The organism is Methyloversatilis discipulorum, from assembly GCF_018780585.1.
In the GTDB taxonomy this organism is placed as follows: Bacteria; Pseudomonadota; Gammaproteobacteria; order Burkholderiales; family Rhodocyclaceae; genus Methyloversatilis; species Methyloversatilis discipulorum_B.
This window is the reverse complement of sequence record NZ_JADMJL010000042.1, coordinates 28,774-55,450: the sequence shown is the minus strand read 5'-3', so window position 1 is coordinate 55,450 and position 26,677 is coordinate 28,774. Positions and strand designations below refer to the sequence as shown.

The window sequence follows — 26,677 nt, the reverse complement described above, 5'->3', positions numbered from 1 at the left end:
CCGCCCATGAGCGAAAAGATCATACATCTGCTGGACATCCGCACCGCCGGACGCGCAACGGCACGGGTGCCGGAGACGCCGATCCCGGCGACCGGCACGCTGCTCGACACGCGTGGCCGCGCCGTGCGCGACCTGCGCATCTCGGTCACCGACCGCTGCAACTTCCGCTGCATCTACTGCATGCCGAAAGAGGTGTTCGACAAGGACTACCCCTATCTGGCGCGCAGCGATCTGTTGAGCTTCGAGGAGATCGAGCGCATCGCACGTCTGTTTGTCGCGCACGGAGTCAACAAGTTGCGTATCACCGGCGGCGAGCCGCTGCTGCGCAAGGACGTCGAAAAGCTGATCGAGCGACTGGCGAAACTGCCGGTCGAACTGACGCTGACCACCAATGGCGCACTGCTGAAACAGAAGGCGCGAGCGCTGCGCGACGCCGGCCTCACCCGCGTCACCGTCAGCCTCGACGCGATCGACGACGCCACCTTCCGCATGATGAACGACGTCGACTTTCCGGTCTCACGCGTACTCGAAGGCATAGACGCCGCGCATGCCGTCGGGCTGGCGCCGGTCAAGGTGAACATGGTGGTCAAGCGCGGCACCAACGACCACGCCATCGTGCCGATGGCGCGCCACTTCAAGGGCAGCGGCCACATCGTGCGCTTCATCGAGTTCATGGACGTGGGCTCGAGCAACGGCTGGAAAATGGACGAAGTGCTCCCGAGCGCCGACGTCATCGCGCGCATCCATGCCGAAATGCCGCTGGAGCCGGTGGACCCGAACTACCCGGGCGAAGTCGCGCAGCGCTGGCGCTACACCGACGGCAGCGGCGAGGTGGGCGTCATCTCGTCGGTGACCCAGGCCTTCTGTTCGTCCTGTACGCGCGCCCGCCTGTCGACCGAGGGCAAGATATTCACCTGTCTTTTCGCGACCGAAGGGCACGACCTGCGCGCGTTGCTGCGCGAAGGCCGCAGCGACGAAGAGATGCTGTCGGCCATCGGCGCCATCTGGCAGCAGCGCGGCGACCGTTACTCCGAAATCCGCACCGCGGAAACCGCCGCCGCAAGAAAAATCGAGATGTCCTACATCGGTGGATAGTGTGCACAGACCCGAACTGACCGACGCCGCACGACCCGCCACGATAGAAATCCCCGCCATCAACGAGCGCGGCGAAACGGTGCCGACCGCGATCGCCGGCGAACACCCGCTCACCGTCTATCTCGACAAGCGCGAACTGGTGACGCTGATGACGCTGGGCGGCGCACCGGAAGCACTGGTGATCGGCTATCTGCGCAACCAGCGCCTGCTGCCGAGCATCGACGACATCCTGTCGGTGCAGGTGGACTGGGACGTGAACGCCGCCGCCGTCACCACGCGCGCCGGCGTGGCCGACCTCGACGCGCGCATGGCGACCAAGACCGTCACCACCGGCTGCGGTCAGGGCACGGTGTTCGGCGACCTGATGGACGACATCGAGCGCATCCGTCTGCCGGACGACGCACGGCTGACCGAAACCACGCTGTACGCGATGCTCGACGTGGTGCGCAAGCACGAAACCATCTACAAGCAGGCGGGCGCGGTGCACGGCTGCGCGCTGTTCCGTGGCGACGAGCTGCTGTACTTCGTCGAGGACGTCGGGCGCCACAACGCGGTGGACGCCATCGCCGGCCACATGTGGCTTGATGGCGTCGACGGCGGCGACAAGATTTTCTACACCACCGGCCGGCTGACCTCGGAAATGGTGATCAAGGCGGCGCAGATGGGCATCCCCTTCCTGGTGTCGCGCTCCGGCCTCACGCAGATGGGCTATGACATCGCGCAGCAGGTGGGCATCACGATGATCGGTCGCTCGCAGGGCAAGCACTACCTGCTGCTGACCGGCATGCAGCGCTTCGTGCGCGATGGAGAAGGCGCATGACGGAAAGCTGCGTGAGCGATGCGATCACCGGTCTGGTGCTGGCCGGCGGCCTCGGCCGCCGCATGGGCGGCGTGGACAAGGGCCTGCAGGATTTCCGCGACGAGCCCATGGTGGCACACGTGATCCGCCGTTTGGCGCCGCAGGTCGATGCGCTCATCATCAACGCCAACCAGAACATCGAACGCTACGCCGCCTTCGGTCACCCGGTCGTACCGGACGCGATCGGCGGCTACGCCGGCCCGCTGGCCGGGCTGCACGCGGGGCTGAGCGCCTGCACGACGCCGCTGCTGGTGACCAGCCCCTGCGACTCGCCCTTCCTGCCACTCGATCTCGTCGCGCGACTGCGCGCGGCGCTGGAGCGCGAAGACGCCGACCTCGCGGTGGCCATCACCGGCGACCAGCCGCATCCGGTATTCAGCCTGGTGCGCGCGCACGTGCTGCCCGGTCTGACACAATTCCTCGAAGGCGGCGGCCGCAAGGTCGACCTCTGGTACTCGGCGCTGAAGGTGGTCGAAGTGCCCTTCGACGACAATCCGGACGCCTTCGCCAACATCAATACGCTTACCGAACTGGCCTCGCTCGAAGCCCGGCCCGACGCCTCATGACTGATCGCTTCACTCCGGTCGCGGACGCCCGCGCCCACATCCTCGCCGCCTGCTCGCAGGTCGCCGGCACCCAGCGCGTGCCGGTGCGCGACGCGCTGGGCCGCGTGCTCGCCGTCGACGTCATCTCGCCGGTCAGTGTGCCGCCGCACGACAACTCGGCGATGGACGGCTACGCCGTGCGCCATGCCGACCTGTCGGCCGACGCCGAGACGCGGCTCACCGTCGTCGGCACCGCCTACGCCGGCCACGCCTGGGACGGCGAGGTCGGCCCCGGACAGGCGGTGCGCATCATGACCGGCGCCGTCATGCCGCGCGGCGCCGACACGGTGGCGATCCAGGAAACCGCGAAGGTGGACGGCGACAGCGTCCTCATTCCGCCCGGCCAGAAAGCCGGCCAGAACCGGCGCCGCGCCGGCGAGGACCTGAAGGCGGGCGAAGCCGCGCTGCGCGCCGGCCGCCTGCTGCGCCCGTCCGACATCGGCCTGGCCGCCTCGCTCGGCGTGCCCGAACTGACGGTGGTGCGCCGCGTGCGCGTCGGCGTGCTGTCGACCGGCGACGAGGTCATGTCCATCGGTGACGCGCCGCGCGAAGGCGGCATCTACGACAGCAACCGCTACACGCTGACCGCCATGCTGACGCGGCTCGGTTGCGAGGTGGTCGACCTCGGCGTCGCGCGCGATACGCGCGAGGCGCTGTCGGCCGCGCTCGAATCGGCGGTCGGTGAGGTGGACGCCATCATCACCAGCGGCGGCGTGTCGGTGGGCGAAGCGGATTTCGTCCGCGAAATCCTCGCCAGCCTGGGCGAAGTCACCTTCTGGAAGATCGCGATGAAGCCGGGCCGGCCGATGGCTTTCGGCCGGCTCACCAAGGGCGGCCGCGACACCTTGCTGTTCGGCCTGCCGGGCAATCCGGTCGCGACGATGATCACCTTCTACTTCTTCGCGCGCGAGGCGCTGCTGACGCTGATGGGCGCGTCGCCGGTACCGGCGCCGATCCGCTTCGACGCGATCAGCGGCAGCGCGATGAAGAAGCAGCCGGGCCGCACCGAGTACCAGCGCGGCATCCTCGAACTGCGCGACGGCCGCTGGCACGCCACGGTCACCGGCGCCCAGGGCTCGGGCATCCTGCGTTCGATGTGCGACGCCAACTGCATCATCGTGCTCGACGATGATGTCGGTAACGTCGCGGTCGGCGACATGGTGGGCGTCATCCCGTTCGAAGGCCTGATCTGAACGTGAGCGCCGACGGCGACGACACGACGCCCTCGCCCTACCTGACGGCGCGCGAAGCGGCCGCCTACCTGCACCTGAACGAGAAGACGCTGTACGCGATGATCCAGGACAGCGGCATTCCGGCCACCAAGGTGACCGGCAAGTGGCTGTTCCCGCGCAAGCTGCTCGACGACTGGCTGCTCGAATCGACGCACGGCGGCGTGCTGGCCGACCGCCTGCTGATCGCTGGCAGCGACGACCCCTGGCTTGCGCACAGCATCGCGCGGCTGGCGCAGCGCGCCGACGACGGCACCCTGATCGCCTACAGCCCCTGCGGTACGCGCAAGGGTCTGGCGCTGCTCGCCCAGCGCCGCGCCAATGCCTGCCCCATCCACTGGGGCGAAGCACACCACGCGACGCGGCGGCACGCGCTGCTGCTGCGCGAATACACCGGCAGTTCGAATTGGGTCATGGTGCAGCTGGCGCTGCGCGAACAGGGCGTCATGCTGTCGCGCACGCTCCCCTCCGTCGGCGGCCTGCGCGAACTGTTCGAGCGCCGCCCGCGGCTCATTCAGCGCGGCGAAGGCGCCGGCTCTCAGCACTTCTTCGCCCAGGCCTGCAGCGCCGCCGGCCTTGCCGCACCGGAGGCGGTGCAGGTCGCCGCCACGGAACGCGAAGCCGCCTTCATGGTCGCCAGCGGTGCCGGCGACTGCGCGCCGGGCACGCGCGCCGCGGCCGGCGAATTCAACCTGCACTTCCTGCCGCTGGGCAGCGAAGCGCTCGACCTCGTGATGCCGCGCACCCTCTACTTCCGCGCCCTGCTGCAGCAACTGCTGGCCGAACTGGCCAGCGACGACAGCCGCGACCTCGCCGCCCGACTGGGCGGCTACGACCTGGCGCCGCTGGGGCGGCTGCGCGAGGCCAATTCGGTTACCTGACCTTCAGTTCGACCGAGCCGGCTCACCGCAGTCCTTTTCGTCCTCGCGACAACCCGATCCAGTGGCCACATCACCCAGGCCGACCAGCTCGACCGTGAGGATAGAGTTCCGATCACGCTGTTCCTGCCCGCCTGATGCCGTTGCAGCAGGTTCAGCGGCAGCCCGCTGAGACTCGTTGTTATTGCTGCTGACACCGCTCACCGGCGCCGCTGCTGGTGCGCTGACTGCGGTACCACTGGTGGCACCTCCGACCGAAATATTGTCGGCGCCGATTACGCGTTGCGCGCCAACCTCAAAGTTTCCGCTGACGCGAATACCCGCGTCACCTGCATCGATCTGTCCATTAGGCGCGTAAAGCCGGACGTCCCCCTCTCGGGTATCCGGTCTCGTCTTCAGGGTACCGATACCCGATCCGGATACTGAGCCGCTGACGTCAAGAACGAAGCCGTCTCCCACCGCGCGCAACTGCGGAGGAGGCGTGGCAGCGGCAGTTTTCGAACCACGGCCAGCATCCTGGTCCCCGAAGCTGCTCCACTGCTGAATCGAACCACCGTCCAAGGTGAACACCCGCGACACACCGACCTGAATATCGTCACGCGCGATGACGTCGATATTGCCCTTACCGACCACCACGACACCTGAACGCGAGGCGTCTCCGCCGCTGCCCGACGGCAGGCCGATATTCACGCTGCCGAAGGGTGCGAACAGCGCGATCGCCGACGCGTACTGTTTGGCGGATACAGGAATCGACGGATCTGCAAGCTCGCGTATTGACCACACGTTCTGCACGTCCTGCTCGGTCTTGATCTGGCTGCGGAACAGATCGATATTGCCTCCGCCGCCGGCACTTTGCGGGTAGTGGATACCGTTCACCTCGGTCTGCACCACTTTGCCGTCGACGGTCAGTGCTTCGTACGGAAACACCTTTTCCATCAACTGGAAGCCGGCCGCGTACCCTGACGGGCCGAGGCCCAGTGCACCGCCCGCCCGGCCGACATAGCGCAGCGAGGCAAACAGTATTTCGTTCAGTGCAACGCGCTGGCTGCTCATGAAGCTCGTACGTTCATCTTGAGACAGGGCTGCGAACGCGGCGCGCGCGCCTTCCATGCTCAATGACGAGTCATTGTTGCGAGTTCTCATGGCGCCTAGCAGTGCTTCGTCCCATGCGGCAAACCACTTCGCCAGGTCGGCACGCCCCCTCTCTCTCGCGCTGACCAGCCCTGCATTCTGTTCATCGGCCAACACGGCATCCAAAGAAGTGCCTTGGGCCGCCAGCAAGGCCTGAAGGCTCCGATCGAAACTGTCGTCGCCAATCGCGTTACCAGGACGGGCATATGCAAGGAGTGCCTCGTAGTCGATCACCGACGTGCCTGCCAGTACCTGGATGGCCGACGCCGATGCCGGCAGATACGGATTGTCGTAGTTGCCACGCGACACGATGCCGTAAGAGTTCGCCAACACGACATCGCGGCCGGCGGCGATCAGTAATTCACCACCGCCCCCGATGACGATGCCCTCTCCCTCGTTGTCGATCAGCGGCCCGCCGGGCGAGCTCGTGGTGGTCGAGAAAATGACATCGCGTCCGGCCGAGATGAGTGAACTCGAGTCGGCGGCCGGATGATCCACCCGCAGCCCGAAATCGCGGATATCGCGTGCGGCGCTGACAGTCACCGGAATGGGTGACACGAGTGCGTTGAACACGCCTGACGGGCTGCTCGAATCCGGACCATTCACATCGCCGGTTGCCGACAACACGTGCACACGACGATCACCGCGAGCTGCCAGCAGGTCGGGGTCGTGACGGCCTGCGCCGGAGAATTCGCCGATCTGGTAGAGCGCATCGCGATCGGCTGTCGTGGTAACCGGCTTGCGGATCGACGGCAATGCAGACGGTGCCACATCAGACATCACCAGCGTTGCCGTGAAATTGACATCGCTCAGCGCCAACACGTCGAGAGCCCCCTGAGCCGACGGGTGCATCACTCCGCCAGCGATACCGGCGCCGCCGGACACGGACACGAGCGAGAGCGATGCCGGGAGCTTTCCGCCTCCGCCGAGGAACACGTCGCCGCCGAGCGAGGTAAGACCCAGCGAGGACCGCGCACTGTAGGTTGAGAAATATGCCTGCGTTCCGCTGCCCTCCAGAGTCGGGTTGCTGACCGCAGCGACGGCTGCGTCGCCCTTCGCTGTGATCCGCACAAGGCTGTCCATCATCGATACGCGGACGCCAGACGTGCTGCTGTCTGCAGCCCCGACCCGACCGCCGGCATCCACGTCGATCTTGCCTGCGGACGACATCAGCGTGACATCGAGCACATCACCCGCGCTGCGCACCGAGACATTCCCCGCGTCGCTCACGCTCAAAGACGACTCGGCCGCCTGCGTGCCCGCCTCGCCGCTGAGTTGAGCACCGCCCGCAGCGGCAAGGACGACGTTGCGTACGTCACCGCCCGTCTGCACGCGCAGATCGCCCCCGCCGAGGGTGGCAACACCCTGCCCGAACTGACCGTATTCGGCCCACCAGCCAGGAGCCTGTCCCTGCAGAATGCTGCCATCAGCTGCCAGCACGGCCTGACGGCGAAGCCAGTTCGTTACATCGGCGGGTGGCGCCGTCACGTTATCGGCGGTGCGCAGATCGCCGCCGGCTGTAACAATGACGTCACCGCCGGACTGCCCGTAGCGCACACCCAGTTCGGAATCTTGCGAACCGATGCTGTAAATGGCGGAGGTTGCGCTACCAAGTATCACGTCGGCCGCCGCACTGACTTCGAGTCGGCCCTCGCCGGTGCGCAACTGCCGGCCGGCACCGACAATGACAGAGCCTGCATCGCCGGTTGTCGCCATCGGGTCGGCGGCCATCGCATCGGCCCCCGCCACCACTCGCATGGACCAACTGCTGTTATCCGCTGCAACCCGTGTGCGCGTGTTGTTGAAGCGGTCCACCCCGTCGGAGATCGTCGCATTGATGCGTACGTCGCCGGTTGCTGCAAGGGTCAGCGAACCGGCGTGCTCGCCGTCGCGCCAGTAGGGCACATAGACCTGTGCGTTGCCGGCCGTCCCGCCACGTATCGCGTGCTCACCGAAATTGAGTTCCTGGCTCACCACGAGATCACCATTCGCGCGGATCTCGGCTGCCGCGCGCACGCCCGCACCCGCCACATTGCCGAGTCCGACCGTATCGAGAATGCGATCGCCATGCTGTATCACCGTACGCGTATCGGTCAGCACTGCAGAACCCGCCCAGATTGCGTCGACCTTGGCCGACACGCTGGCTCCGACGGTCTGATAGACAGATTCACGACTACCTGCGGCAACCGTCGTCGGCATCTGGAAGCGGTTGTAGGCATAGGCCGCAAAAGCTGCATCGCGCGCAGCGTCCGCGCTGCCGGCTCCGGCGGCAGCCCCCGCTGCCAACTCGACCGCGGTCGGGATGGTGATCAGGTCATTGACCCGGCTGTCGGCCAGCATCAGGAATGCCGGGTGGTCCGCCGCCAGACCCGTGGCCGCGCGCACGCTGCCGAGTATCTGGGTGGCGGTCGCACCCGTATTCCGTGCAACATCGGTCGGATTCGCACCGATACCCATGATGACGGCTTCGCGTGCCGCCGCGATCTGTGTCGCGGAAACCATCGGGTTGTCCGGATCGGTGTTGAACGCAGAAAGGGCTGCTGCCACGACGCCTGCAGCGCCCTCTCCGTTCAGGACAGCCTGCGCGATCGCCTCCTGTGCTGCAATACGTATCTCCGCGTCCTGGCTGTCGTCGGAGGTAACCTGGGTTGCCTGATAGGCCAGCGTCCCCGCCAGGTAGCTGGCGGCATCGAGACGGGTCAGCGCTGCAAAGTCATCGCCGTCGGCAGCCCCGCTCAAGTGCAAGCCGAAAATGACGCGCGCCGCTTCTTCGGCAGTGGTGCGCGCATTGGCATTCACCGAGTTTCTCTGCGAAAGGTTGGACAGCACCGTCGCATCGACGTAGATCACCGAAGTCCCGGTCAGCGCACCGATCATGCCGCTCGATGGCGTGCGCGCACCGACTGCAGGCACCACGAAGCTCACCTTGCCATCGCCGCCCACCGCGGTGATTTCATTGCCGTCGTAGACCTTGACGCTCTCCACCCACACCTTGCGCGCGCCGTCGATCTGCGTCCCGTCGGCACGCAGCGCAAGGTCAAGACCATCGTCCGATCGCGGCGCACGCAAGACCACTTCACCGCCCGCCGCCCCGGCAGCACTGCTGCCGACATCGATGCGACTGCCTGCCGTCAGAGAGAGCATCGGCGACTGCGCACTGGTGTCGGCAGCCGATACGCCAAGTTCGACATGACCGCCATCGCCGACGCTGCCACGCGCTAGAATCCGTGCGGTGTCCGTCAGCGTCAGACGACCGCTGTCATCACGTTCCCCCGCCTGCGCGAAAACACGTACGTCGCCTCCTTCGCTGCCGGACGCATCAAGCGTGCCGGCGAGCGTGATGGCGCCGTCATCCGCGGCCAGCGCAATGCGCTCGGCACGTATCGTCTGTCCGTCGTCAAGTCTGATATCGCCAGAACGCACGCGCACAGCGCGCGACTGCGTGAAGCTCCCTGTAGCGCCAGCAAGCGGACTGAGTGACCCATTGCCGCCCAGCGTATCGACGTCGAGGCTCAATGCCCCGCTGGCACCACCGTTCTCTGCAGCGCCATCCAGCGTCGCCCCGAAGTTCACCGTCCCCTCGATTGCCGAGAGCTTAAGCAGGCCGGCGTCAGCGCCGCCCTTTCCTGCGACGCTCACCTTGGCACCGGAGGCGAGATTGATGTCCCCGCTGTCGGAGCGCAAAGTGATCGCGCCGGCCCCGACGCCAACGGTCTGGCTTCCCAGTTTGGTGCTAAAGCCGTCGGCGCTCAGACGCGCCGCTTCGGCGACGGTAACGTCACCACTCAATGCCCGGACCTCAACGTCGCCACCGTTCATGTCGACGCGCCCCGAGATCGAGACTTCCGCCCCCTGCAGCGACAGCGCACCGGCAAGCCCGGAGGGCGCTCTCGTGGCGCCGTCGCCACCGCGCACGTTCAGCAGGCCGTCAGCACGGACAGTCGTTTCCGCGGCTGTCGTCGTCGTCACCCGAGCGGCGGAAATGTCGAGGGCACCGGTCACGCGATGAGTACCTCGTGCGCTGCCCACGACCTCGTCGCCTGCACTCAGGTTCACCTGGTCGAAGCCTGCATAGGCAAGTCCCGCATCGTGCTCGCCACTGGCCGTGCTGCCGAGCTCGATGTCGCCGCTGGCGACGACGTCGAGTTGCGCACCGCGACCGGCCACGCCGGCCACGTCCGACGCCGCCGCTGACGAGTTCGTCAGCACGATGTTCTTCGCCTCAACGCGTGCGACAACCGCAGCACTGCCCGCGGCGGCACCGTCTCGCCCCGTGATGGAGGCCGCATCAAGCGTCAGATTGTTCATCGCTGCCGACCCGATGCGTACCGAATCGACCAGCGTGAGCTCGCCGTAGCTGCGCAGGTTCAGCGCAGAGAGCGCGGCCAGCGCATCAAGCGTGTCCTGCCGCAACAGCAGACCGGCAGACGTACCGGCGGGATCACCCAGTACGAGCTGTCCGGCTGACAGGGTCAGACTGCCGCCCGCCGCCGGGTTGAGCGACCGCACGTCGTTGTCGGGAAGCAGAACCGAACGGGTCGCATCGAGCGTCAGGTGGCGCCCCGCCAACACGGCGCCATCGCCGACAATGACATCGCCTCGTGCACCGACCGGCGCGGTTCGAAGCAGCGTTGCCTGGCCAGCACTCGCAACACGGACAAACGCTCCGTCCGCCGATGCGCCACTGCCTTCGACCCGATACACGGCATCGCTACGGCCTGATTGCTGCACGGCCTCTACACGACTGCCGGCAGCGACCTCTATACGGTCGGTTGCGGCAAACAGCAGTTCGGGTGCGCGCAGCACTTCACCGTCACCGGTCGCCACCCTGACCTGATCGCTCAGATCGACCAGCACCCAGCTGCCGTCCGCTGCGCGCGCCCGCGTACCGCCGAGCAGCACGCTGTCGGCGCCCAAGGCATTCAGCGTCGCAACGTCCACCGCCAGTTCAGAATCGTCAGATGATGCACCGCTTCCGATCACCGCCAGCTTCGTGCCCGACACATCGATCTGCGCACCGGCGCCACGGCGCCCCAGCGAATCCGTGCCGGCGGCGGTCCCGAGACTGCCGGCCAGCGTGAGGCTGGATTGCGCAAGCAATTGCAGCCTTCCCGCGTCGGCGAAGCGTGCGCCGCCGTCTGCATCGAAGAACTCGCTGCCCTTGGTTTCGATGTACTCGGAACGCAAGCGCGTCTGCGCGCCGTTCCAGACTTCCACTGCAAGCGCCGGTGCCGCAGCTGCGAAGGTCGCTCCGGACAACGTGCGACCGATGCGTGCAGCCACCAGTTGGGTCCCATCGACCTGCTGGCGCGAGGCTGCAACGTCGAACTCGCCGGCCGCGCTGCGCACTGTCAGTACATACGCTCCCTCCATCAGACCGTAGCGGGCCGGCAACAGGACGTATCGGCCAGCCGGCAATCCGCCGGCCGCGGTGAGCAGTTCTATCGTGGCACCCGGCTCGAGTCCGCTCTCGGCCCACAAGGTCGGGTCATACGGAACCGACCCCGCGTTCACCATCGGCACGACCGCATAGCGCTGCAGACCGTCGGCAGGCGCCAGCACATCGGTCGAACCGCCCGGCCCAGGAACCCACTCGGCCGCACTGACATCGCCCTTGCCCGACAGGTCGACGAGCGAACCTGCTGCCGTGACCACGTTGTCCGCCTCAAGCCGCACACGCTTGTCCGGCGCGGACTCGATGTTCTTCACCACGCCCGGACTGAACACCCATTCGCGGCCCGACGTTGTCGTAGTCCCGAAGGGAACCACCACGTCATCTCCTGCAACCGACGTAACGCTGCCGGAAAGCAAGGTGACCGAACTTCCGGAGAAGGCCTGGCGCAAGGCACTGCTGTCGTTTACACCGGTGGTGTCGCCAATGCGCGCGGCCACCAGTGAGAGGCTGCCCATGGGCGCCCGCAGATAGCCCGCCTGTTCGATATGGGGCGCCACGAGCTCGAGATCGCCATAGGCCGACAAGGCCACGCCGGGCGTACGACCGCTGGATTCAATGCGCAGCACTCCGTCCGGCCGGTTGCGCAGTTCGATGTCGAACGCACTGCCCGAGGTCGGATAGACCTGTGCCGCACGCAGCGTCAAATCAGCATTCGTCGCCAGCCCCCCACGCAGTTCAACCGGCGCGTCAAGCTGATTGCTGACACGCTCCAGCGCACCGGTAGCCTGGATGTCGCCGGCTGCGGACAGCAGCACCTGATCGAAGCCATCGATGAAGCTGCGCCCGCGCAACATGATCTGTTCCGCCTGCACCGACAGCTTGCCGCTCCCCGTCGCAGTCGGCGGCAAGGGTCGATTGGACGCCGCCTGAGGGCCGAGCAGGACATGTGCTGCGGTCAGGTTTACGTTCGCATCGGACAGGCCGCGCACGTTGAATGCATCGATCTGCAGCTGACCAGGCAACTTCAGGTCGACACTTTCCGAAAACTCGACCAGCCGATTGCTGCGCAGGGTGAGATCGGAAAATCCGCCCGCCGAGATCAAATCTGTCGCGATACGCGCGACACCAACGTTTCCGGTAACGGGAACACGTCCGCCAGCCGTGATTGATGCGGATCCCGCAGCATCATCGTCACTGACGACGATACGGGGTGCCGCATTGATTACCTCGCTCAGCGCGGGATTACCCAGAGTGGTCTGTCCCACGTACAGCGGGTCGTCGGTACCCAGCCAGTCATCGCCGACGGGCTTGGTCAACGCGAGCACCAGCGCCCCGCCTGCGACGCTCGCATCGCCGCCGCGTGCGCTCAGGCCGGCATCCCACATCACTCCTTCACGAGCCGAAATGCTGATGTCGCCGCCGGCACTCGCAACATCGGTGCGCACAGCCGCGGTACCTGAACGCAACACCAGATCGAGCGGGGCGACGGCACCGTCGGCCCGTACCTTGGCACCCGCGCGGGCAACGACAAAGCCGCGCCCGGCATCGATGTCGACATCGCCACCACCAAGCAGCGTGCCGACATAGCGTCCGGCCGCTCTCTGCAACGGGTTGTAGACGACGACGCCGGACACATCGATCAGTGCTGAATCCGCAAGGTGGATCTGGTCCGATGTCACCAGCGTCGTCTCGTCGCTACCCGCGACCTGGGTGGTCAGAACAACTGAGCCACCGCGCGCGGTCAGTGTGCCACCCAGCATGACATTCCCGTTCGACCGCAGCGCGATGTGGCCGCCTGCGTCGACTGCGATCAACGCTCCCTGCTCCACCGTCACACCGCCATTCGGCCGCAGCGCACTGCTCAGTTCGATGGACGTCGGCGAACGGAACCACAGGTCGAGCGGCGTCAGCGTGCCCGTGCCCGCCAGCTGACTGCCGCTGCGCGCTGCACGCGTCGACTGATCGATCAGGCGCGCTACAGGCTGCGGCTGCAGGTGCGCGCCGGAACGCACGTTGAGTGCGCCGCGTGCACCCAGACTGATCTTTTCAAAGCCACCTGCGCCGACCCAGTCGTCGCCCAACGTCAGTACGCCGCTGTCGCTGCTGCTCGTGTCGGCGCCATCGACGACCTCGATGGTCGAAGCAGTCAGATTCAATGTGCCGCCCTGCCCCGCCACCCGGCCATCGGTGATCGCGTAACCGGACAGCGTGCCGTCGATCACCAGCCTTGATTGCGGCGCCGTACCCGTAGACGCGCCGAAATTTCCGCTTGCCAGCGCTATCTCTCCGGCATCGCCAGGATGAAACTTGCCGGCGCCGTCGATCCAGCCGCCCGCCGATACGTCCAGTGCACCGGAGACCTGCAGATCGGATGTCGAAACGAGCTCTATCCGTCCTCCGTCCGCGCGGACGACCGGCGGATTGTTTACGCCGGGGCGCGAAATGCGATCGTTGGTCCACGCCCCCGACACGTCGATGCTGGCGCCACTGCCGACCACGATGTCCCGCGTTGTGGCATCTCCGCTGGCGCCATTCACATCGACCGTGCGCGCAACGAACGCTCCGCCGGGTAAGCGTACATCGCCGAGAAGGTCGATCTCCCGCGCAGCGAGCGTGATGCTCGACCCGGCTGCAGCCGAAATCCGGACGTCCTCGGGTAGCACGATGTGACCGCCCGAGGTCAACGCCAGGTGATCGATACCGCCCGAGAACAGCCCGGCGGACAGCAGTAGTTCGCCAGGGGCACTCGACGTCATGTCGAAACTGCGTGCAGGTGTCGTGGTCACGAAGCGCACGTCGCCCACCGGCGCCAGCAAGGTGGTGCCTGTCAGATCCCCAGTGATGCGCAGCGTTCCGCCCTGGGCTCGCGTCGATTCATCGACGTTCAGCCGTCCCTTCTGCTCGAAGAATCGGCGGTTCTCCGCCTGAAACTGCTGACGCTCGCGCTCGGTCAGCAACGCGTTGTAGCGATCAACAATCGCCGAGCCCGCGCTGGAAGCAAGTGTCAGCTCATGCAGAGCGGCACGTGCGGCGGCGCTGTCCCGTTGATGCTGACCATTGACGGTGGTGGCGTTCACCCGCCCGTCGAGCGCGACGCGCGCACCGCTTACGGTAAGCGTTCCGGCATCGCTGCCCACAGTGCGCGCCGCCACCTGCCGGGTCGAATCGAGGATGTTTCCGGTGTAGCGCGCGTCCGCCGACGCTACATTCGCCTTCACACTGGTGCCGCCCACCATCTCAAGGCGCGACTCGTTGATGCTGCCCGCCTGATAGACGACGCTGCCACCCGAAAGGTCGAGAGTCGCGCCGCCCGACACCAGCACATCGCCCTCGGCCTGCAGCGCGATGCTGCCGCCGACCGTCGACAACTCCGACACGCTGCGCGAAATGCCCGCGCGGTAACCGGACACATCGGCAAGCGGTGCGCCGGTCGCCGGATCGATGCCGGTCATCACATCGACCCATATCTTCTTGCCCGACAACATGCCGACCGCCTTGCCATCGACGAGCCGGCCGTACTCGGGGTCCCGCTGCAGCGGCGAGTCCTTCAGCTCGTTGCTGCGCAGTTCGACCTGAACGATGTTGCGACCGGCATCGACGGCCACGCCTTCGACACCCGACACATCGATGGACACGCCATCCCCCAGCACGATGCGCCCCGCGGCGCCATCGCGCGCCAGCGCAGTCACGGACACGTTCGCTGCCGGCGCCACGATGCGAGCGCCGTTGCCGCCGCTGTCCTTGCCGTCGAGCGACACACGATGACCGGTCACCCTGACTTCGGACGGATTGAATGCCACGTCGTCGCGCAAGGTAAGTACATTGACATTGGCGTCGTAGGTATCTTCCGGCAGTACCGAAGTCGTGCTGGCGCTGCCCAGCCTGACCTCGCCCGTGCGCGAGAACCCCGGCAACTGCACATCACCCGTCGCCGTACTCACCGTGCGCGCGACCATGGTGTCGCGTGCATTCAGATAAATGGAGCCGTTGAGCGTGACGCTGGTGGTCGTGCGCGCCGATCCAAGCTGGTTCACGTTGAGCCCGGCCAGCGTGATGTTGCCGCGCTCAGCAACAAGCTTACCGGCAACTTCGTTGCTCACCGTACCGCCGTTATCGACCTCGATCAACAGCCCGCGCAGTCGGGAATCCAGCGAATCGGCCAGATAGACCTTCTCGCCGGCGGCCAGCAGCACCTGGCCCTGATTGGCCTGCAGTGTGCCGGCGTTGGACACGCGCGGTGCCGCGAGAACGATACGGCCGTTGTCCGCCGCAATGATGCGAGCTCCGGCCTGCACCATCACGTCACCCGCTGAGGCATCCCCACTCAACGCGGCACCGGTAACGCCCAGCGCCGACAGGGAGCGATTGATCAGCTCGTCATTCAGTTTGAGCGAAGAGGCGACGAGTCCGCCGACGTCTACCACGGCGTTCGGTCCGAACAGTACGCCGGCCTGGTTGAACAGGAAGACCTGACCATTGGCCTGGATGCTGCCGTAAATGTCGCTGCGCGGCCCACCGGGCAGCACGACGTTGATCGCGCGCGACGTGACGTCGGGCTGCACGAAACGCACCGTATGACCCTGATCCACGCTGAAACTGTTCCACTGCATGACCACGGGCGCAGCCGTGGTTTGCGTAATCGTCATGGTCGAGCCATTCACCACGGGTGCCGCCGCCATCCCCGGAGAGTTGGGTGCGATGAACGTGCCGGCTGCAACGGGTAGAGGCCCGTTGGCAAGGCCGCCCAGCGAGAAAACGGCCGAGACCGCACCAACCAGTACGCGCAGCGTGGCACAACGGCCACGTTTTCCGCGGGCACGCATGTGCTCGGCGACAGGCACCCAGCAACCCACCAGATCATTGAACTTCAGACGATATCGATTGCGGTTCATGGCTCAACTCCTGCTGCTGTGGCGCCGGTCAGACAAGCGTCCTCACAGTGCCCGCAAAACATGACCGGCTGGTTGCGCTGACGGCTCATGTGCATGACCAACCGCTAAACATTCGCAAACTGCAGGCGCCGGAAACCCGGCACGCCGGCACCGGCGGCTAGAAAACGTACTTGATGCGCAGGACGGCTCGATCATCGCCATCCCGGGTTCGCCCGGGGCCAGCGGCTCCGTCATGCAGGGCATGTGCCCACATCAGTTCACCACTGAACGCCTGGGCGACATCGAAGCGCAATCCGATCCCTGCACCCGCCATCAACGCGCGCGCATCCTGTCCCGGTAAGGGTTCGCGAATGCGCACCGAAGCCCAGTCATAGAAAGCAAGTGGCATCAGTCCCAGGCGTCCATCGGCAAGTGCCATTCGCGGCGCACGCAACTCGAAACTGGCGCGCGTGCCCATGTCACCGACGCGCTCGCTTTCAAGGTAGCCACGCACGGAATCAATCCCGCCCGCCGCAAACTGTTCGGTGTTGACGAGGGGCGAGCCCGTGCGCTGCAGGTCAAAGCGGACAAAGGCGCTGACCCCTGCAAGGATCTGCCTCGTGTGCTGCAGATCAAGACGCAGCACCGAGAAGCTCGGCGTTGCGCCCGGGCGTCTGCACTCGAACTGATCGACGACGACACCATTGCAGTTGATCGAGCGCGCGTTGAAGGCCTCCATACCCAGAGTGAGCCCCGCGCCGAAGCGCCAGTCACTGCCCGCGTCGACAACGGAGCCATTCCAGTTCGCGGCCAGCGTCGCGTAACGCACAGGCTGGCTGAGATTGAGCACGCCGCCGAACAGCCGCGTGTCCTGTTTGTTGTCCTTGTAATCGGCGCCGAGTGCAACCGAATGGAAGAGCCCCGCGCGCATCGGCAGCGGTTTTACCCAGCGCAGGCCCACGGTGCTGCCGCGACCGAGCGACTGTGTTCCGAATACGGTCGGCACGTCGCTGTCACTGTTGACCGCGTAGGCGGCCAGCGTCGCGTCGCGTCCCACAGGCATCGAGTAGTTCAATGCCCAGACCTCCACGTCGTCGCGGTTGCGAGGCGACACGAACCAGCTCAACCCGATCGAATGGCGACGCTGCCAGAGATTGTCATAGCGCACCGAAGCTTCGATACGCCCGGTTTTCGTATCGGCGCTCTGCTTGTTGTTCAGTTCGACGCTGCCGTGAAGGGGCGACTTGTCCTCGATGGCGAGTTCCATCTCGACGCTGCCGGGGTTACGGCCCGAGCGCAACAATGGTGTCACCCGCATGTCGGGATTGCGCGCCAGACGTCCGAGGTCCTCCTGTACTTCGTTGAAGTTGGGCACGGTCCCCTCGGCCATCGACGGCGCACCCTCCTTGACCCGAGACGGCAGGGAATACTCGGCACCCGCCACCCGGGTGCGCTGTATCCGCCCTTCGACCACGCGCAGTCGCACCAGACCTTCGTCGACCTTCTGCTCCGGCACCTCGACGCTGACCGTCAGGAAGCCCGCATCGTGATAGGCCTTCTCCAGCGCCGCACGTGCGCCATCGACGTCAGCGGCCGTACGGCGCTCGCCCAGAAATGGGTACACCGCCCGCTCGATCGGCTCTTCGGGCAATACCGTATTGCCGTCAACCTCGTACTCGAAAATGTCAAAGTACTGTGCGCCATCTTCCGCCCACGCCCCCGCGTTGCTCATCAGCAGGACACAGCACGCCGCAGCAAGGCCCAACCACCGTGTAACGCGATTCACTCGATCATCCGTTCCAGCCGCAGGGAGCCATCACCCTTGCGAACTGCCACACATCCGAAAAAAAGCGAGCCCGTCACCGGGCTCGCCTGCTGCAGGCGACCGCGTCAGCGGCCGCCCCGGTGCTGCATCCGATCAGAAGCGACGCATCGGCGAGCACGAATTGCCGCCGCGCGAGAACTTCGTGACGAAGGCCGGCTTGGTGGTGTAGTCACCGATGGTCGGCAGCGTGGCGTAGGCGTTCGGCACCGACGTGAAGGTGCCGCCATCGTTGCCGGTGTAGGTCGTGCTGCCGGCACGCTTGATGAACTCGCTGATGAAGGCCTTCTTCGTGGCATTCACCGGATCGTTCATCGACGGGATGCTGTCACCCACATCGTTCGTAACGGCGGCGTTGCGGTACTGCATCGACAGTTCGAAGGCGAAGTCCCACTTGCCATCGAGCAGGTTCTGCTTCGACGGGGCGATGCCAGTAGCACCAGCCGACGAGGTCTGGTTCGACGGCGTGAACACGCCAGCGCCGTCCATGTGGCGGAAGGTCCAGCCACCTTCAGTCGAACTCGTCTCACGGCCATAGCTGTCGAGCGACAGCACGCCGATGGCGCGGCCCGGGTTGGCCATGTTGTTGAACAGCACCCGGTACCACACGTCGTTCGAACCGCGCACCTTGTAGGACTGACGATTCTGCGCGGCGAACAGGCACTTGCGCACGTCGCCGGAACCGGAGTTCTCGATCACGACATAGGCCGGCTTTCCGTTCCCATCGAGCGCGCTCGGGTCGATTTCGAACGGATCGGCTTCGCTGCCATCGCCGTTGCCGGTGAACACTTCCGGCGTCGAATCGGCAACACCAGCCGGTGCGATCGCACCACCCGCCGCAGACGTGCAGGGGAAGCTGCCGTAGAAGGCGTTGTAGCTGGTTTGCGTGCCGGAACCATTGACGCGACGGCACACGATGACGCCAGCGTCCGTGCCATCGACCTGTTCCCAGTTGCGGATCAGACCCTGCAGCATCGAGCCGTAGGTGGTGCGGCTGAGCACGGTCGTTGCCGGCACGGCATTGGTGGCCACCTGACCGAACATCAAAGCATTGACGGCGAAGTTCTCAAACACCGCACGCTCCGCGTCAGTCAGTTCCGGCTGACCGTTCTCGGTGTTGAACGGCTCGCGGAACATGCGCGGCTCGACGTCGGACACACCGAAGTCGGAAATTTCGCCGTTGTTCAGGCTCGGATCCTCATGACCCGCAACGCCCGGATCGATACCCTTCACACCGCAGCGACGCGTCGTCAGATCGCAATCATCCATGTTCAGCGACTCGATACGCTGAGCACGGGCGACCGGATCCACGCCCCACACAGAACCACCCTTCGAGCGCTTGAAGAACACGATGGGCGTGCCGGCGGTGACTCCCGGAATGCCAGACTTGGCCGTACCCACAAAAGCACGGTAGTCGGTACCGCTGATTTCAACGCCGGAGCTGTTGGTAGCACGATTGCGGTACTCAACGACGCCATCCAGCATCTGGTTAGCCAGATCGGCCAGGAAGCTGTCCGGGGCGGTGGCGCCGGACAGGTAGATCTTGGTGTAGCCGGTCAGATTAACCGAGGCGGCGTGAGCGGACATGCCGGCAAAGGCCAGCGCGCAACCGGCGACGAGAGCTTTGATCTTCATTCAGACATCCTTTCGGGTGAGGCGGGCGCAGACGCACCCGCCGGATTCAGACTGGAGCGCAATCAGGCGCGACGACGACGGGCGGCTGCGCCGATCAGACCGAGGCCGGCCAGCAGCATCGCGTAGGTTTCGGGCTCGGGTACCGCGGAAATCTGAAGGCGATAGCCGTCTTCCGCCATGTAGGTGCGGGCGACGATCTGCAGGCCCTCCTTGGTCACGAAGGACTTCGCGGTCGGCGCGATCGACGACGAACCGTAGAACACGTTCAGATCCATTGCCTCGCCGAGCCCAGCTGCGGTCGAGCCGTTGAAGCCAGCGATACCTTGGAAGTTGGATCCCATCGTGCCGGCATATGCAACGCCATCAGCAGCCACGGTCTCTGCATATCCGTCGAAAGCATCGTTCGTACCCAAATGGGTACCCTTACCATTGACGGCACCAATGTAGGAATCGAACCGCGTACCAATATCGTTGAAAGCTGCAAAGTTGATTGCACCCGACGTATCAACGGAGAAGGTCACCAGAAAGCGATCCGTGCCGGCCGCGTCACCTGCCATCAGATTCCACATGACGGAGCCGCTCGACTTCGACAGAAAGGACGCGAACGACGGCAGCGCGACGTCGAGGAAAATGCCATCAAGGGGGGTGTTCTTGACGGTCGAAATCGTCGAGCCGGCGGTCAGCGTCGACGTGGTGGCCGACACGTAGTTGTTCAGGCGGTCGGTGGTGGCGACGTCGAAGGTGTAGCCAACGCCTGCGACGCTGTCCCATGCCGAGAACACGAGTTCCGAATTTCCATCGATCGGCGCACCTTGACCGTTGGTGATGCGGGCTTCCGCGACACCGGCCATGGCGGTCATCGCAACGGCGACTGCCAGCAGTTTGGTTTTGAACATGGACTTCTCCTGTAATGGGGTTACGTGGGTTGGGTCAGAGACCGTCACCGCTCCACGAGGAAGCAGGTAGATGGTGAGCAGTTCGAGTTACATCCGCTGAAGCGAGCAAACCCGATGCGATGAGCCGAACGGACTATGTGGTGTAAAGAAAACCGTCCGTTATTGCGATACCGAAGTTAGCGGGGCGAGGTGACGAATTTGTTTCAGGCGGCGGCACGAAACGTAGTCCATACGGCTCAGTCGGCAATGGTTCCTCCACCGGGAACCGCGCGTGCGCGTCGTCACCACGTAGTCCTCATCTGGTGACCGTAAGCACAAATGCCCTTCGGATGACCTATTGACGACTTTGCTCGCGACCGTCCGGCGTATCTCCCACCAGGCCTGCCGACTGATCGAGGCGATCGCGCCACTTTTCGATCAGGTTCTCGAGTCTTACCCGCGCGGTCTGGGAGAACGGCTCCGCCAAGCCGATGCGGTCACCCAGCGTCTGCTTGCCGTAGTGATCAAGCACCTCGATTCCGGTGCGATAAAGCGCCACGTTGTCCCGCTGGCACTGGCCAAGACGTTCGTCAAGAGCGCCCGCTTTGGCGCGGCTCGCGCCAAGATCGCCCTCGGTACGGGCAAGCGCATCCCGCGCGGAATGCAGATCGCGCTCGCGCGCGTCGAGGCGTGCCTGAAGCGCCTCCATCTGGCGCATGAGGGCGTCACGCGCCTCGCGCTCCGCCACAAGATCCGTCTCCAGCTTGTCGACCTGCCTGCGTGCTCGCCCTGCCACCCCTTTCGAGGCATTGATCTCCGATCGGAGCTGTTCGAGTTCTGCGCCCTGACCAAGCTTGAGTGACTGCAATTCGAGTTCGGCGCTCTGTCTCGCCTGACGCTCGGCTCCAAGCGCCTGCTGCAGTTGCTGCGCTTGCCCTCGAAGACGCCGCAGCTGCTCTTCCTCGCGCGAGGGCTTCGACTGCGCAAGCGCGCCGCCACAACCCAGCGCGAGCAGCAGCAGACTGAAAACAATGCGCGCCATCATCAGAACCTCACGTTCATGTCGAGCATCAGCGTGTCGACCTTGAAGCGCTGACCAATGATCGATGCGTTCTGCGTCAGGTAGGTCATCGAATCGATGTTCTGCGCGGAGTACCAGCGAAGGCCGACCGCCGTATCGCGATACACGCCGTAGCTGCCGCCTATGACGAAGCCCTTGAGGTTCGTTCCGCCGAGGCCGAAGTCGGAATCGGTAAAGGCGTCGACCACGGCGTCTGAACCGATGTACTTGTATGACGCGAAGACCTGCCAATCGTTGGACAGACGCACTGACGGCATCCCGACCTGCAGTCGAAGGTGATAGGCGGTATCGTCCCCATCGGTCAGCGCAAGACCGGTCCGACGCAGGATATCGGCGCGGTCAAAGCCGGAGTTCTTCACATACTCGGCCGTCAGCAGTACGTGAACCGGATCGTAGTGGGCGAGATCGGCCGCGACCGTCAACACCCAGGGTTCGAATTTGGAGGCCAAGCCCCAGTTCGGCACGCTGTTCGATGTGTCGTTTACCGGATCATTGGTCTTGAAGACAGTGTTGCCCTTTGCTCGGAAGCCGCTTTCATACGCATAGCGACCGTAGTCGGCATCGGGTAGCAAAGTGTTCGGGTTGAAACTCTGTACCCGGCCCTCGAGATTGCCGTAACGGAACTTCGCAAGCCCGATACGCAGTCGGGTCTGGCTGCTCAGGTCATAGTCGGCACCGAGCTGCACCCCCGCCAACCAGCGCTTGTCGGCCGAGGGCGGCGAATCGGCGCGCAAGGGGAACCAGCCTGCGGTCGCGAAAGGACGCAACGACGATGTCGGTCTTACGTCGCGAAGAGTCGCTGCGACACCTTCGAAGTTGAGGTCTTCGTCCCAGACGAGGTCGGTGTTGAACCATGGATTGGGGATGCGGCCACCCGAGGCACTGAACCACTCGACCGGATCGAGCTTTATGTAAGCGCGATCAACAAGGAAGTTGTACTTGTTGAAATTGTTGCCGAGCGTCTGATTGGTGGACACCCGATCTTCGCGATTACCCGTCGCCACCCGGACACCGGCGCTGACCGAATCATTGATCTTCGCGAGCACCCCAAGTCGCGCACGAACGCGCAGCCTGTTCAGATCTTCTTCGACGTTGTTCACCGGAATGCCATTCGAATCGACCTCCGAACCCGCTGGATTCCGGGTGACGAAGGGATAGTCCTGAACTGCGCCCGTGGCACCGGGATGCAAGCCCGTCAGCCCCAGCGTTCCAGTGTTGTCGTCGCCGAGGCGATCCTCCTGATAACGTACCCGCAGATCGCCCTCGATCTTGATCCGCTCCGTCCACTCCGGAATCGCGTTCGGCGCCGCCCAGCCTTCGGTGCGTGCCTGGGCCAGCACTTCCTGCTTCAGTTGTTCACGTATTTCCGCCTTCACCGATTCCGGCACGTACTGCACGCGCACGGTGCTGTCCTTCTTCGCTTTCGCCGCAGTCTTCGCGGCCTTGGCTTCGGCCGCCTTGATCAGTTCGTCGGCTTTTTCTCGGGTGAGCACGCCGGTATCGACCAGCGCGTCGATCAGGTTCATCGTGGTCTGGCGCAGGGTGTCGATCGATGCGCCTTCATTCGCCTGCGCGGGCAGTGCGAACAGCGCGGCGAGCGCGAGCGTGGGCAGGGCTTTCTTCATCACTTCGGTTCCGGAGTGTCGTATGTAGGTGTGCTCAACCGGTCATCCGGTTGGTGATGCGCAGGCGTATCGGCTGCGGCATGTCAGAGGGCGGCGCGTCGCGGAAGGCACGCATCTGCGCCAGCGCGGCAGACAGGGCGGCGTCGGCCTTGTCGTCGCCGGTGCTGTCCACCAGCTCGGCGCGCCGCACGCTGCCATCGCGGCCCAGCCAGATGGCGACGGTGACGCGGTAATCGAGCAGCTTCACGTCGCGGTTGCGCGCCAGCTCTTCCTGGATGTGGCGCTGCAGTGCGTTGGTGAAGAAGGCGTACTGCATGCGGTTGGGCTTGGCCGGACCACCGCCTATCGTGGTGCCGACGTCGCCGCCCTTGTATTCGCTGGTGACGCTGCCAGCGGCGAACGGACTTGGGCCGTCACCCGCAGCGCCTTCCATCTTCAGCTGTTCGGCCTGCTGCGGCGGCGCCTCGACCGGCTTGGGCTGCTCGACCTTCACCTCCTTCATGTCCTTCGGCGGCTCGGGCCGCTTCTCTTCCTTCGGCGGCGGAGGCGGCGGGGTATCCGGAATGATGGATATCTTCGTCACCTGTCGCGTCGGCGCCGAGGGCTTCGAGAACAGGTCCTTCAGCCACATTCCGGCCGCCACCAGCAACGCGATGCCGACCAGCAGCGCGACCACACGCAGCGCACGCGCGCCGCGCGACAGATCGACGGAATCTTCGGCCAGCGCACTCATCAGGTACCGATCCGCGAGGTGATGAGGCCGACGTTCTCGATGCCCATGCGGTTCACCAGGTCGACCACCTGGATGACGCCGTTGTAAGGCGCGCGCGCCTCGCCACGGATCATTACGCTGAACTTCGGATCGCGCGCGCGCGCCGCATTGAGCTGGCCTTCGAGCTGATCGAGCGTGACGCCGACGCCATTGACCATCAGTGCGCCGCTTTCCATCACCTGCACGATCTTCACTTCGTGCTGTTCGGTGCTCGGCTTGTTCGACGGCTTCGGCAGCGTCATCGTCAGGCCCTGCACGCCGGCCGTGGTCATCAGGATGAACACGACCAGCAGCACGTAGGCCAGATCCAGCATCGGCGTCACGTTGATCGAGTCGTAGGGCTTCGCCTCTGTATTAATCTGCATGAGCGCGCATCCTCAACCGGCGACCTTCTTGGTCACCAGCCCGACTTCGGTGATGTCCAGCCGCTTGCAGATTTCCAGCACTGCCGACACCTTCTCGTAGTGCGCGGCGGCGTCGCCCTTGAGCACCACCGGCAGCGCCGGGTTGGCGCTCTTGTACTGGCCGAGCCGCGCTTCGAGCGTGGCCATGTCGACCGGGTAGGCGTCGAGGAACACGTCGCCGGCGGCGGTGATGGTGATGGCCTTGGTCTGCGGCTTGGCGAGCGACGACACCGTCTGCGTCTGCGGCGCCTCGACCTTGATGCCTTGCACCGAGGCGGTGGTCATGATGATGAACACCACCAGCAGCACGTAGGCCAGGTCCAGCATCGGCGTGACGTTGATTTCGTCGTAGGGCTGGTTGTCGTCCTTGACGTCGGCGGACATGGGCGGGCCTGTGCCTATCGGCCGTGAACTTCGGCGACGCGGGTGATGAACTCGTCGACGAAGATCTGCATGTCGGCGCTGATGTTCTTGATGCGCGACGCGAGGTAGTTGTAGCCGAACAGCGCCGGAATGGCGACGGCAAGGCCGGCCACCGTGGCCAGCAGCGCGGCGGCGATGCCCGGCGCGATGGCGTTCACGTTCACGTCACCTGCAGCGGCGATCGCGGCGAAGGTGATCATGACGCCGACCACGGTGCCGAGCAGGCCGAGGAAGGGGCCGCCGGAAATGGCGATGGTCAGCAGCACCATCTGCGAATTGAGCTTGTGCGACTCGCGCACCAGATCGGCGTCGATCGATGCCTTGATCGCGTCCATCGATGCACCGGTCAGCCCGGCCGCCTCGCCCTGCGCGTCGAAGCGCTTGCGGATCTCGCGCAGGCCGGCGCCGTACAGGCGGAACAGCGACGAGCTCTTGTGCGTGGCGCCCTGGTCCAGCTTCAGGAAGTCGGTGCTGGCGCCGCGGAAGCGCTGCAGGAAGGCGCGGTTGTCGCCGTCGATGCGGCCGACCAGCAGGGCCTTGGCGATCATCACCCAGCAGCTGACGACGAACATGACGGCGAGGATGACGATGACCACCCAGGCGTCGACCGTGAGGTTGTCGATCAGGATGCCGAAATAGTTGTGGCCGCCCTCTTCGCCTTCGGCCACGTCTTCGCGCACCGTCACGAAGGTCGCGTCGGCGCCCTGGCCGGCCGCGGCCAGCTTGATCCAGTCGGCGCTGCGCGCCGTGTTCGCCAGTTGCAGCTCGTCCAGTTCGCCGCTGTATGCGTCACCGATCACCACCTCGGCCTGTTCGGCCGGCAGCGTGGCATCGGCCGAAGCAACCGGCTGACCATCGACATAGAGCGTCGCCTTGCCGCCACCGACCGTCGCCGCAACGTGCTGCCAGGCGCCCGGCTTCAGTGCGCCGCCCGCCACACGGGTGGCACCGACGTTCAGCACATAGGCGCTGTCCTCGACCTTCACCGTCAGCGTGCCCTGCGCATACAGCGTGGCCTGCTGCGCCGCCGCCGGCTTGATCCAGGCCGACATCGTCCACGCGCCGCCGGCGGACGTCGCCAGCTGCGGTGCGGCCGGCACGCGCAGCGCGGCGCCGTTGAAGATCGCCGCGTCGCCCAGCAGCGCCGCTTTCTGCAGCGTGACAGTGCCGGTCGCGGTCAGTGCGCTGGCTGACGCGTCAGCCAGCGGTGCCGCTTCGGCGAACTGCCACACGCCGACGGTCGAGCCGTCCCAGGTGGTCTTGCTGTCCGGCGTACCGCCGACCGCGGCGTTGCCGAAATAGGCATACAGCGTCGTGCTCTGGCCCGGCGCAATCAGCGGCACCTGCACCCATACGACCGCCAGTTCGTTCAGGCTGTCGTAGCGCTCGACGTGGTGCTTCAGCACCGTCTTGTCATCGCCAGCGACGAAACGCAGGTCAGAGCCGTCTTCCTTCGCCGCGGTGAAGTCGAAATTGCCGCTGTGCAGCCGCACCGCAACCGGCACCGCCGACTGCGGCGCAGTGATCGCCACGCCGGTGGCGGAGGTGTCGAGCGTGATGGTGCGGCGGGCGGTCCACGCCTCATCCCACCAGGCGTTGGCAAAAGAAGGGGCAAGCGCCAGCAGGGCGCCGAGGGCAAGGATGTTTTTCATGGCAGGCAGGGAAAATTTCAGGCCGGATTTTCGCGGCCCAAGGTGTCCTTGCCATGACATGAAATATGGGGATGGATAGTCCGAACGGACTATCTCGACTTGCGCATCGGTGCTGGACGCCGCAAGTAGCCGGTCTGGCGCGCCCACGGATCACTGGCTGGGGCGACCGGTCAGGCGTCCCCTCGTAGGAGCGGTCTTCTGACCGCGACGCAGCGGTTGCAGTCCACCGGCTCCGATACAGGCTTATGTCGGGGTCAGAAGACCCCTCCCACGGAATCACGGCTTCGGTGGCGGATCGAGCGCACCTCCTGTAGGAGCGGTCTTA

15 protein-coding genes are annotated in these 26,677 nt (G+C 65.2%); 5 read left to right on the top strand and 10 right to left on the bottom strand.

The features are described 5' to 3' along the window. The first annotated feature begins 6 nt into the window (after window positions 1-6). The 5 genes from moaA to IV112_RS17430 are packed head-to-tail and all read left to right on the top strand — an operon-like array spanning window position 7 to window position 4,669. Window positions 7-1,095, top strand: coding sequence for a GTP 3',8-cyclase MoaA (moaA, locus tag IV112_RS17450; RefSeq protein WP_304005659.1), 1,089 nt, complete (start codon window positions 7-9; stop codon window positions 1,093-1,095). A 1-nt stretch (window position 1,096) separates the two neighbouring features. Next, window positions 1,097-1,915: a formate dehydrogenase accessory sulfurtransferase FdhD gene (locus IV112_RS17445; RefSeq protein ID WP_304005657.1), complete on the top strand. Its 819-nt coding sequence runs from the start codon at window positions 1,097-1,099 to the stop codon at window positions 1,913-1,915. Then, a complete protein-coding gene (gene mobA / locus IV112_RS17440) occupies window positions 1,912-2,520 on the top strand; it encodes a molybdenum cofactor guanylyltransferase MobA (protein WP_304005656.1) in 609 nt (202 codons plus the stop codon). Before IV112_RS17445 ends, mobA begins: the two co-directional genes overlap by 4 nt. After that, window positions 2,517-3,752 carry a molybdopterin molybdotransferase MoeA gene (gene moeA / locus IV112_RS17435; protein ID WP_304005654.1) on the top strand — a complete coding sequence of 412 codons (1,236 nt, stop codon included), beginning with the start codon at window positions 2,517-2,519 and terminating at the stop codon, window positions 3,750-3,752. The genes mobA and moeA overlap by 4 nt, the downstream gene beginning before the upstream one ends. 2 nt (window positions 3,753-3,754) lie before the next feature. Then, on the top strand, window positions 3,755-4,669 hold the full coding sequence (locus IV112_RS17430) for a helix-turn-helix transcriptional regulator (RefSeq protein WP_304005652.1): 915 nt from the start codon (window positions 3,755-3,757) through the stop codon (window positions 4,667-4,669). 3 nt (window positions 4,670-4,672) lie between these two features. Here IV112_RS17430 and IV112_RS17425 read toward each other — a convergent pair whose 3' ends face one another. The 10 genes from IV112_RS17425 to IV112_RS17380 all read right to left on the bottom strand — a co-directional run bounded on the left by IV112_RS17425 (window position 4,673) and on the right by IV112_RS17380 (window position 26,352). Continuing rightward, window positions 4,673-16,084: a filamentous haemagglutinin family protein gene (locus IV112_RS17425; protein WP_304005650.1), complete on the bottom strand. Its 11,412-nt coding sequence runs from the start codon at window positions 16,082-16,084 to the stop codon at window positions 4,673-4,675. Window positions 16,085-16,241: 157 nt separating this feature from the next. Next, complete coding sequence (locus IV112_RS17420) at window positions 16,242-17,795, bottom strand: ShlB/FhaC/HecB family hemolysin secretion/activation protein (RefSeq protein WP_304005648.1); 1,554 nt, start codon at window positions 17,793-17,795, stop codon at window positions 16,242-16,244. Between the two features lie 186 nt (window positions 17,796-17,981). Beyond that, entirely contained in the window at window positions 17,982-19,520 is a 1,539-nt protein-coding gene (locus IV112_RS17415; protein ID WP_304005646.1) for a hypothetical protein, read from the bottom strand. Window positions 19,521-19,582: 62 nt separating this feature from the next. Then, the gene (locus tag IV112_RS17410; protein WP_304005643.1) at window positions 19,583-20,416 is read right to left on the bottom strand and encodes a PEPxxWA-CTERM sorting domain-containing protein; all 834 of its coding nucleotides are present in this window, start codon (window positions 20,414-20,416) and stop codon (window positions 19,583-19,585) included. A 334-nt stretch (window positions 20,417-20,750) separates the two neighbouring features. Next, on the bottom strand, window positions 20,751-21,440 hold the full coding sequence (locus tag IV112_RS17405) for a hypothetical protein (protein ID WP_304005640.1): 690 nt from the start codon (window positions 21,438-21,440) through the stop codon (window positions 20,751-20,753). Next, entirely contained in the window at window positions 21,440-23,101 is a 1,662-nt protein-coding gene (locus tag IV112_RS17400; RefSeq protein WP_304005638.1) for a putative porin, read from the bottom strand. The genes IV112_RS17405 and IV112_RS17400 overlap by 1 nt, the downstream gene beginning before the upstream one ends. A gap of 34 nt (window positions 23,102-23,135) precedes the next feature. Then, window positions 23,136-23,834 carry a TonB family protein gene (locus tag IV112_RS17395; protein WP_304005636.1) on the bottom strand — a complete coding sequence of 233 codons (699 nt, stop codon included), beginning with the start codon at window positions 23,832-23,834 and terminating at the stop codon, window positions 23,136-23,138. After that, window positions 23,834-24,238: an ExbD/TolR family protein gene (locus IV112_RS17390; RefSeq protein ID WP_296807435.1), complete on the bottom strand. Its 405-nt coding sequence runs from the start codon at window positions 24,236-24,238 to the stop codon at window positions 23,834-23,836. The genes IV112_RS17395 and IV112_RS17390 overlap by 1 nt, the downstream gene beginning before the upstream one ends. Before the next feature lie 12 nt (window positions 24,239-24,250). Beyond that, a complete protein-coding gene (locus IV112_RS17385; RefSeq protein WP_019917086.1) occupies window positions 24,251-24,661 on the bottom strand; it encodes an ExbD/TolR family protein in 411 nt (136 codons plus the stop codon). 14 nt (window positions 24,662-24,675) lie between these two features. Next, complete coding sequence (locus IV112_RS17380) at window positions 24,676-26,352, bottom strand: DUF2341 domain-containing protein (RefSeq protein WP_304005632.1); 1,677 nt, start codon at window positions 26,350-26,352, stop codon at window positions 24,676-24,678. Window positions 26,353-26,677: the final 325 nt, after the last annotated feature.

Bases quoted from the DNA above. Each gene is read 5' to 3' on its own strand.
- moaA (WP_304005659.1), top strand. From the start codon at position 7: ATGAGCGAAAAGATCATACATCTGCTGGACATCCGCACCGCCGGACGC.
- mobA (WP_304005656.1), top strand. From the start codon at position 1,912: ATGACGGAAAGCTGCGTGAGCGATGCGATCACCGGTCTGGTGCTGGCC.
- moeA (WP_304005654.1), top strand. From the start codon at position 2,517: ATGACTGATCGCTTCACTCCGGTCGCGGACGCCCGCGCCCACATCCTC.
- IV112_RS17425 (WP_304005650.1), bottom strand. From the start codon at position 16,084: ATGAACCGCAATCGATATCGTCTGAAGTTCAATGATCTGGTGGGTTGC.
- IV112_RS17420 (WP_304005648.1), bottom strand. From the start codon at position 17,795: ATGAGCAACGCGGGGGCGTGGGCGGAAGATGGCGCACAGTACTTTGAC.
- IV112_RS17415 (WP_304005646.1), bottom strand. From the start codon at position 19,520: ATGAAGATCAAAGCTCTCGTCGCCGGTTGCGCGCTGGCCTTTGCCGGC.
- IV112_RS17410 (WP_304005643.1), bottom strand. From the start codon at position 20,416: ATGTTCAAAACCAAACTGCTGGCAGTCGCCGTTGCGATGACCGCCATG.
- IV112_RS17405 (WP_304005640.1), bottom strand. From the start codon at position 21,440: ATGATGGCGCGCATTGTTTTCAGTCTGCTGCTGCTCGCGCTGGGTTGT.
- IV112_RS17400 (WP_304005638.1), bottom strand. From the start codon at position 23,101: ATGAAGAAAGCCCTGCCCACGCTCGCGCTCGCCGCGCTGTTCGCACTG.
- IV112_RS17395 (WP_304005636.1), bottom strand. From the start codon at position 23,834: ATGAGTGCGCTGGCCGAAGATTCCGTCGATCTGTCGCGCGGCGCGCGT.
- IV112_RS17390 (WP_296807435.1), bottom strand. From the start codon at position 24,238: ATGCAGATTAATACAGAGGCGAAGCCCTACGACTCGATCAACGTGACG.
- IV112_RS17385 (WP_019917086.1), bottom strand. From the start codon at position 24,661: ATGTCCGCCGACGTCAAGGACGACAACCAGCCCTACGACGAAATCAAC.
- IV112_RS17380 (WP_304005632.1), bottom strand. From the start codon at position 26,352: ATGAAAAACATCCTTGCCCTCGGCGCCCTGCTGGCGCTTGCCCCTTCT.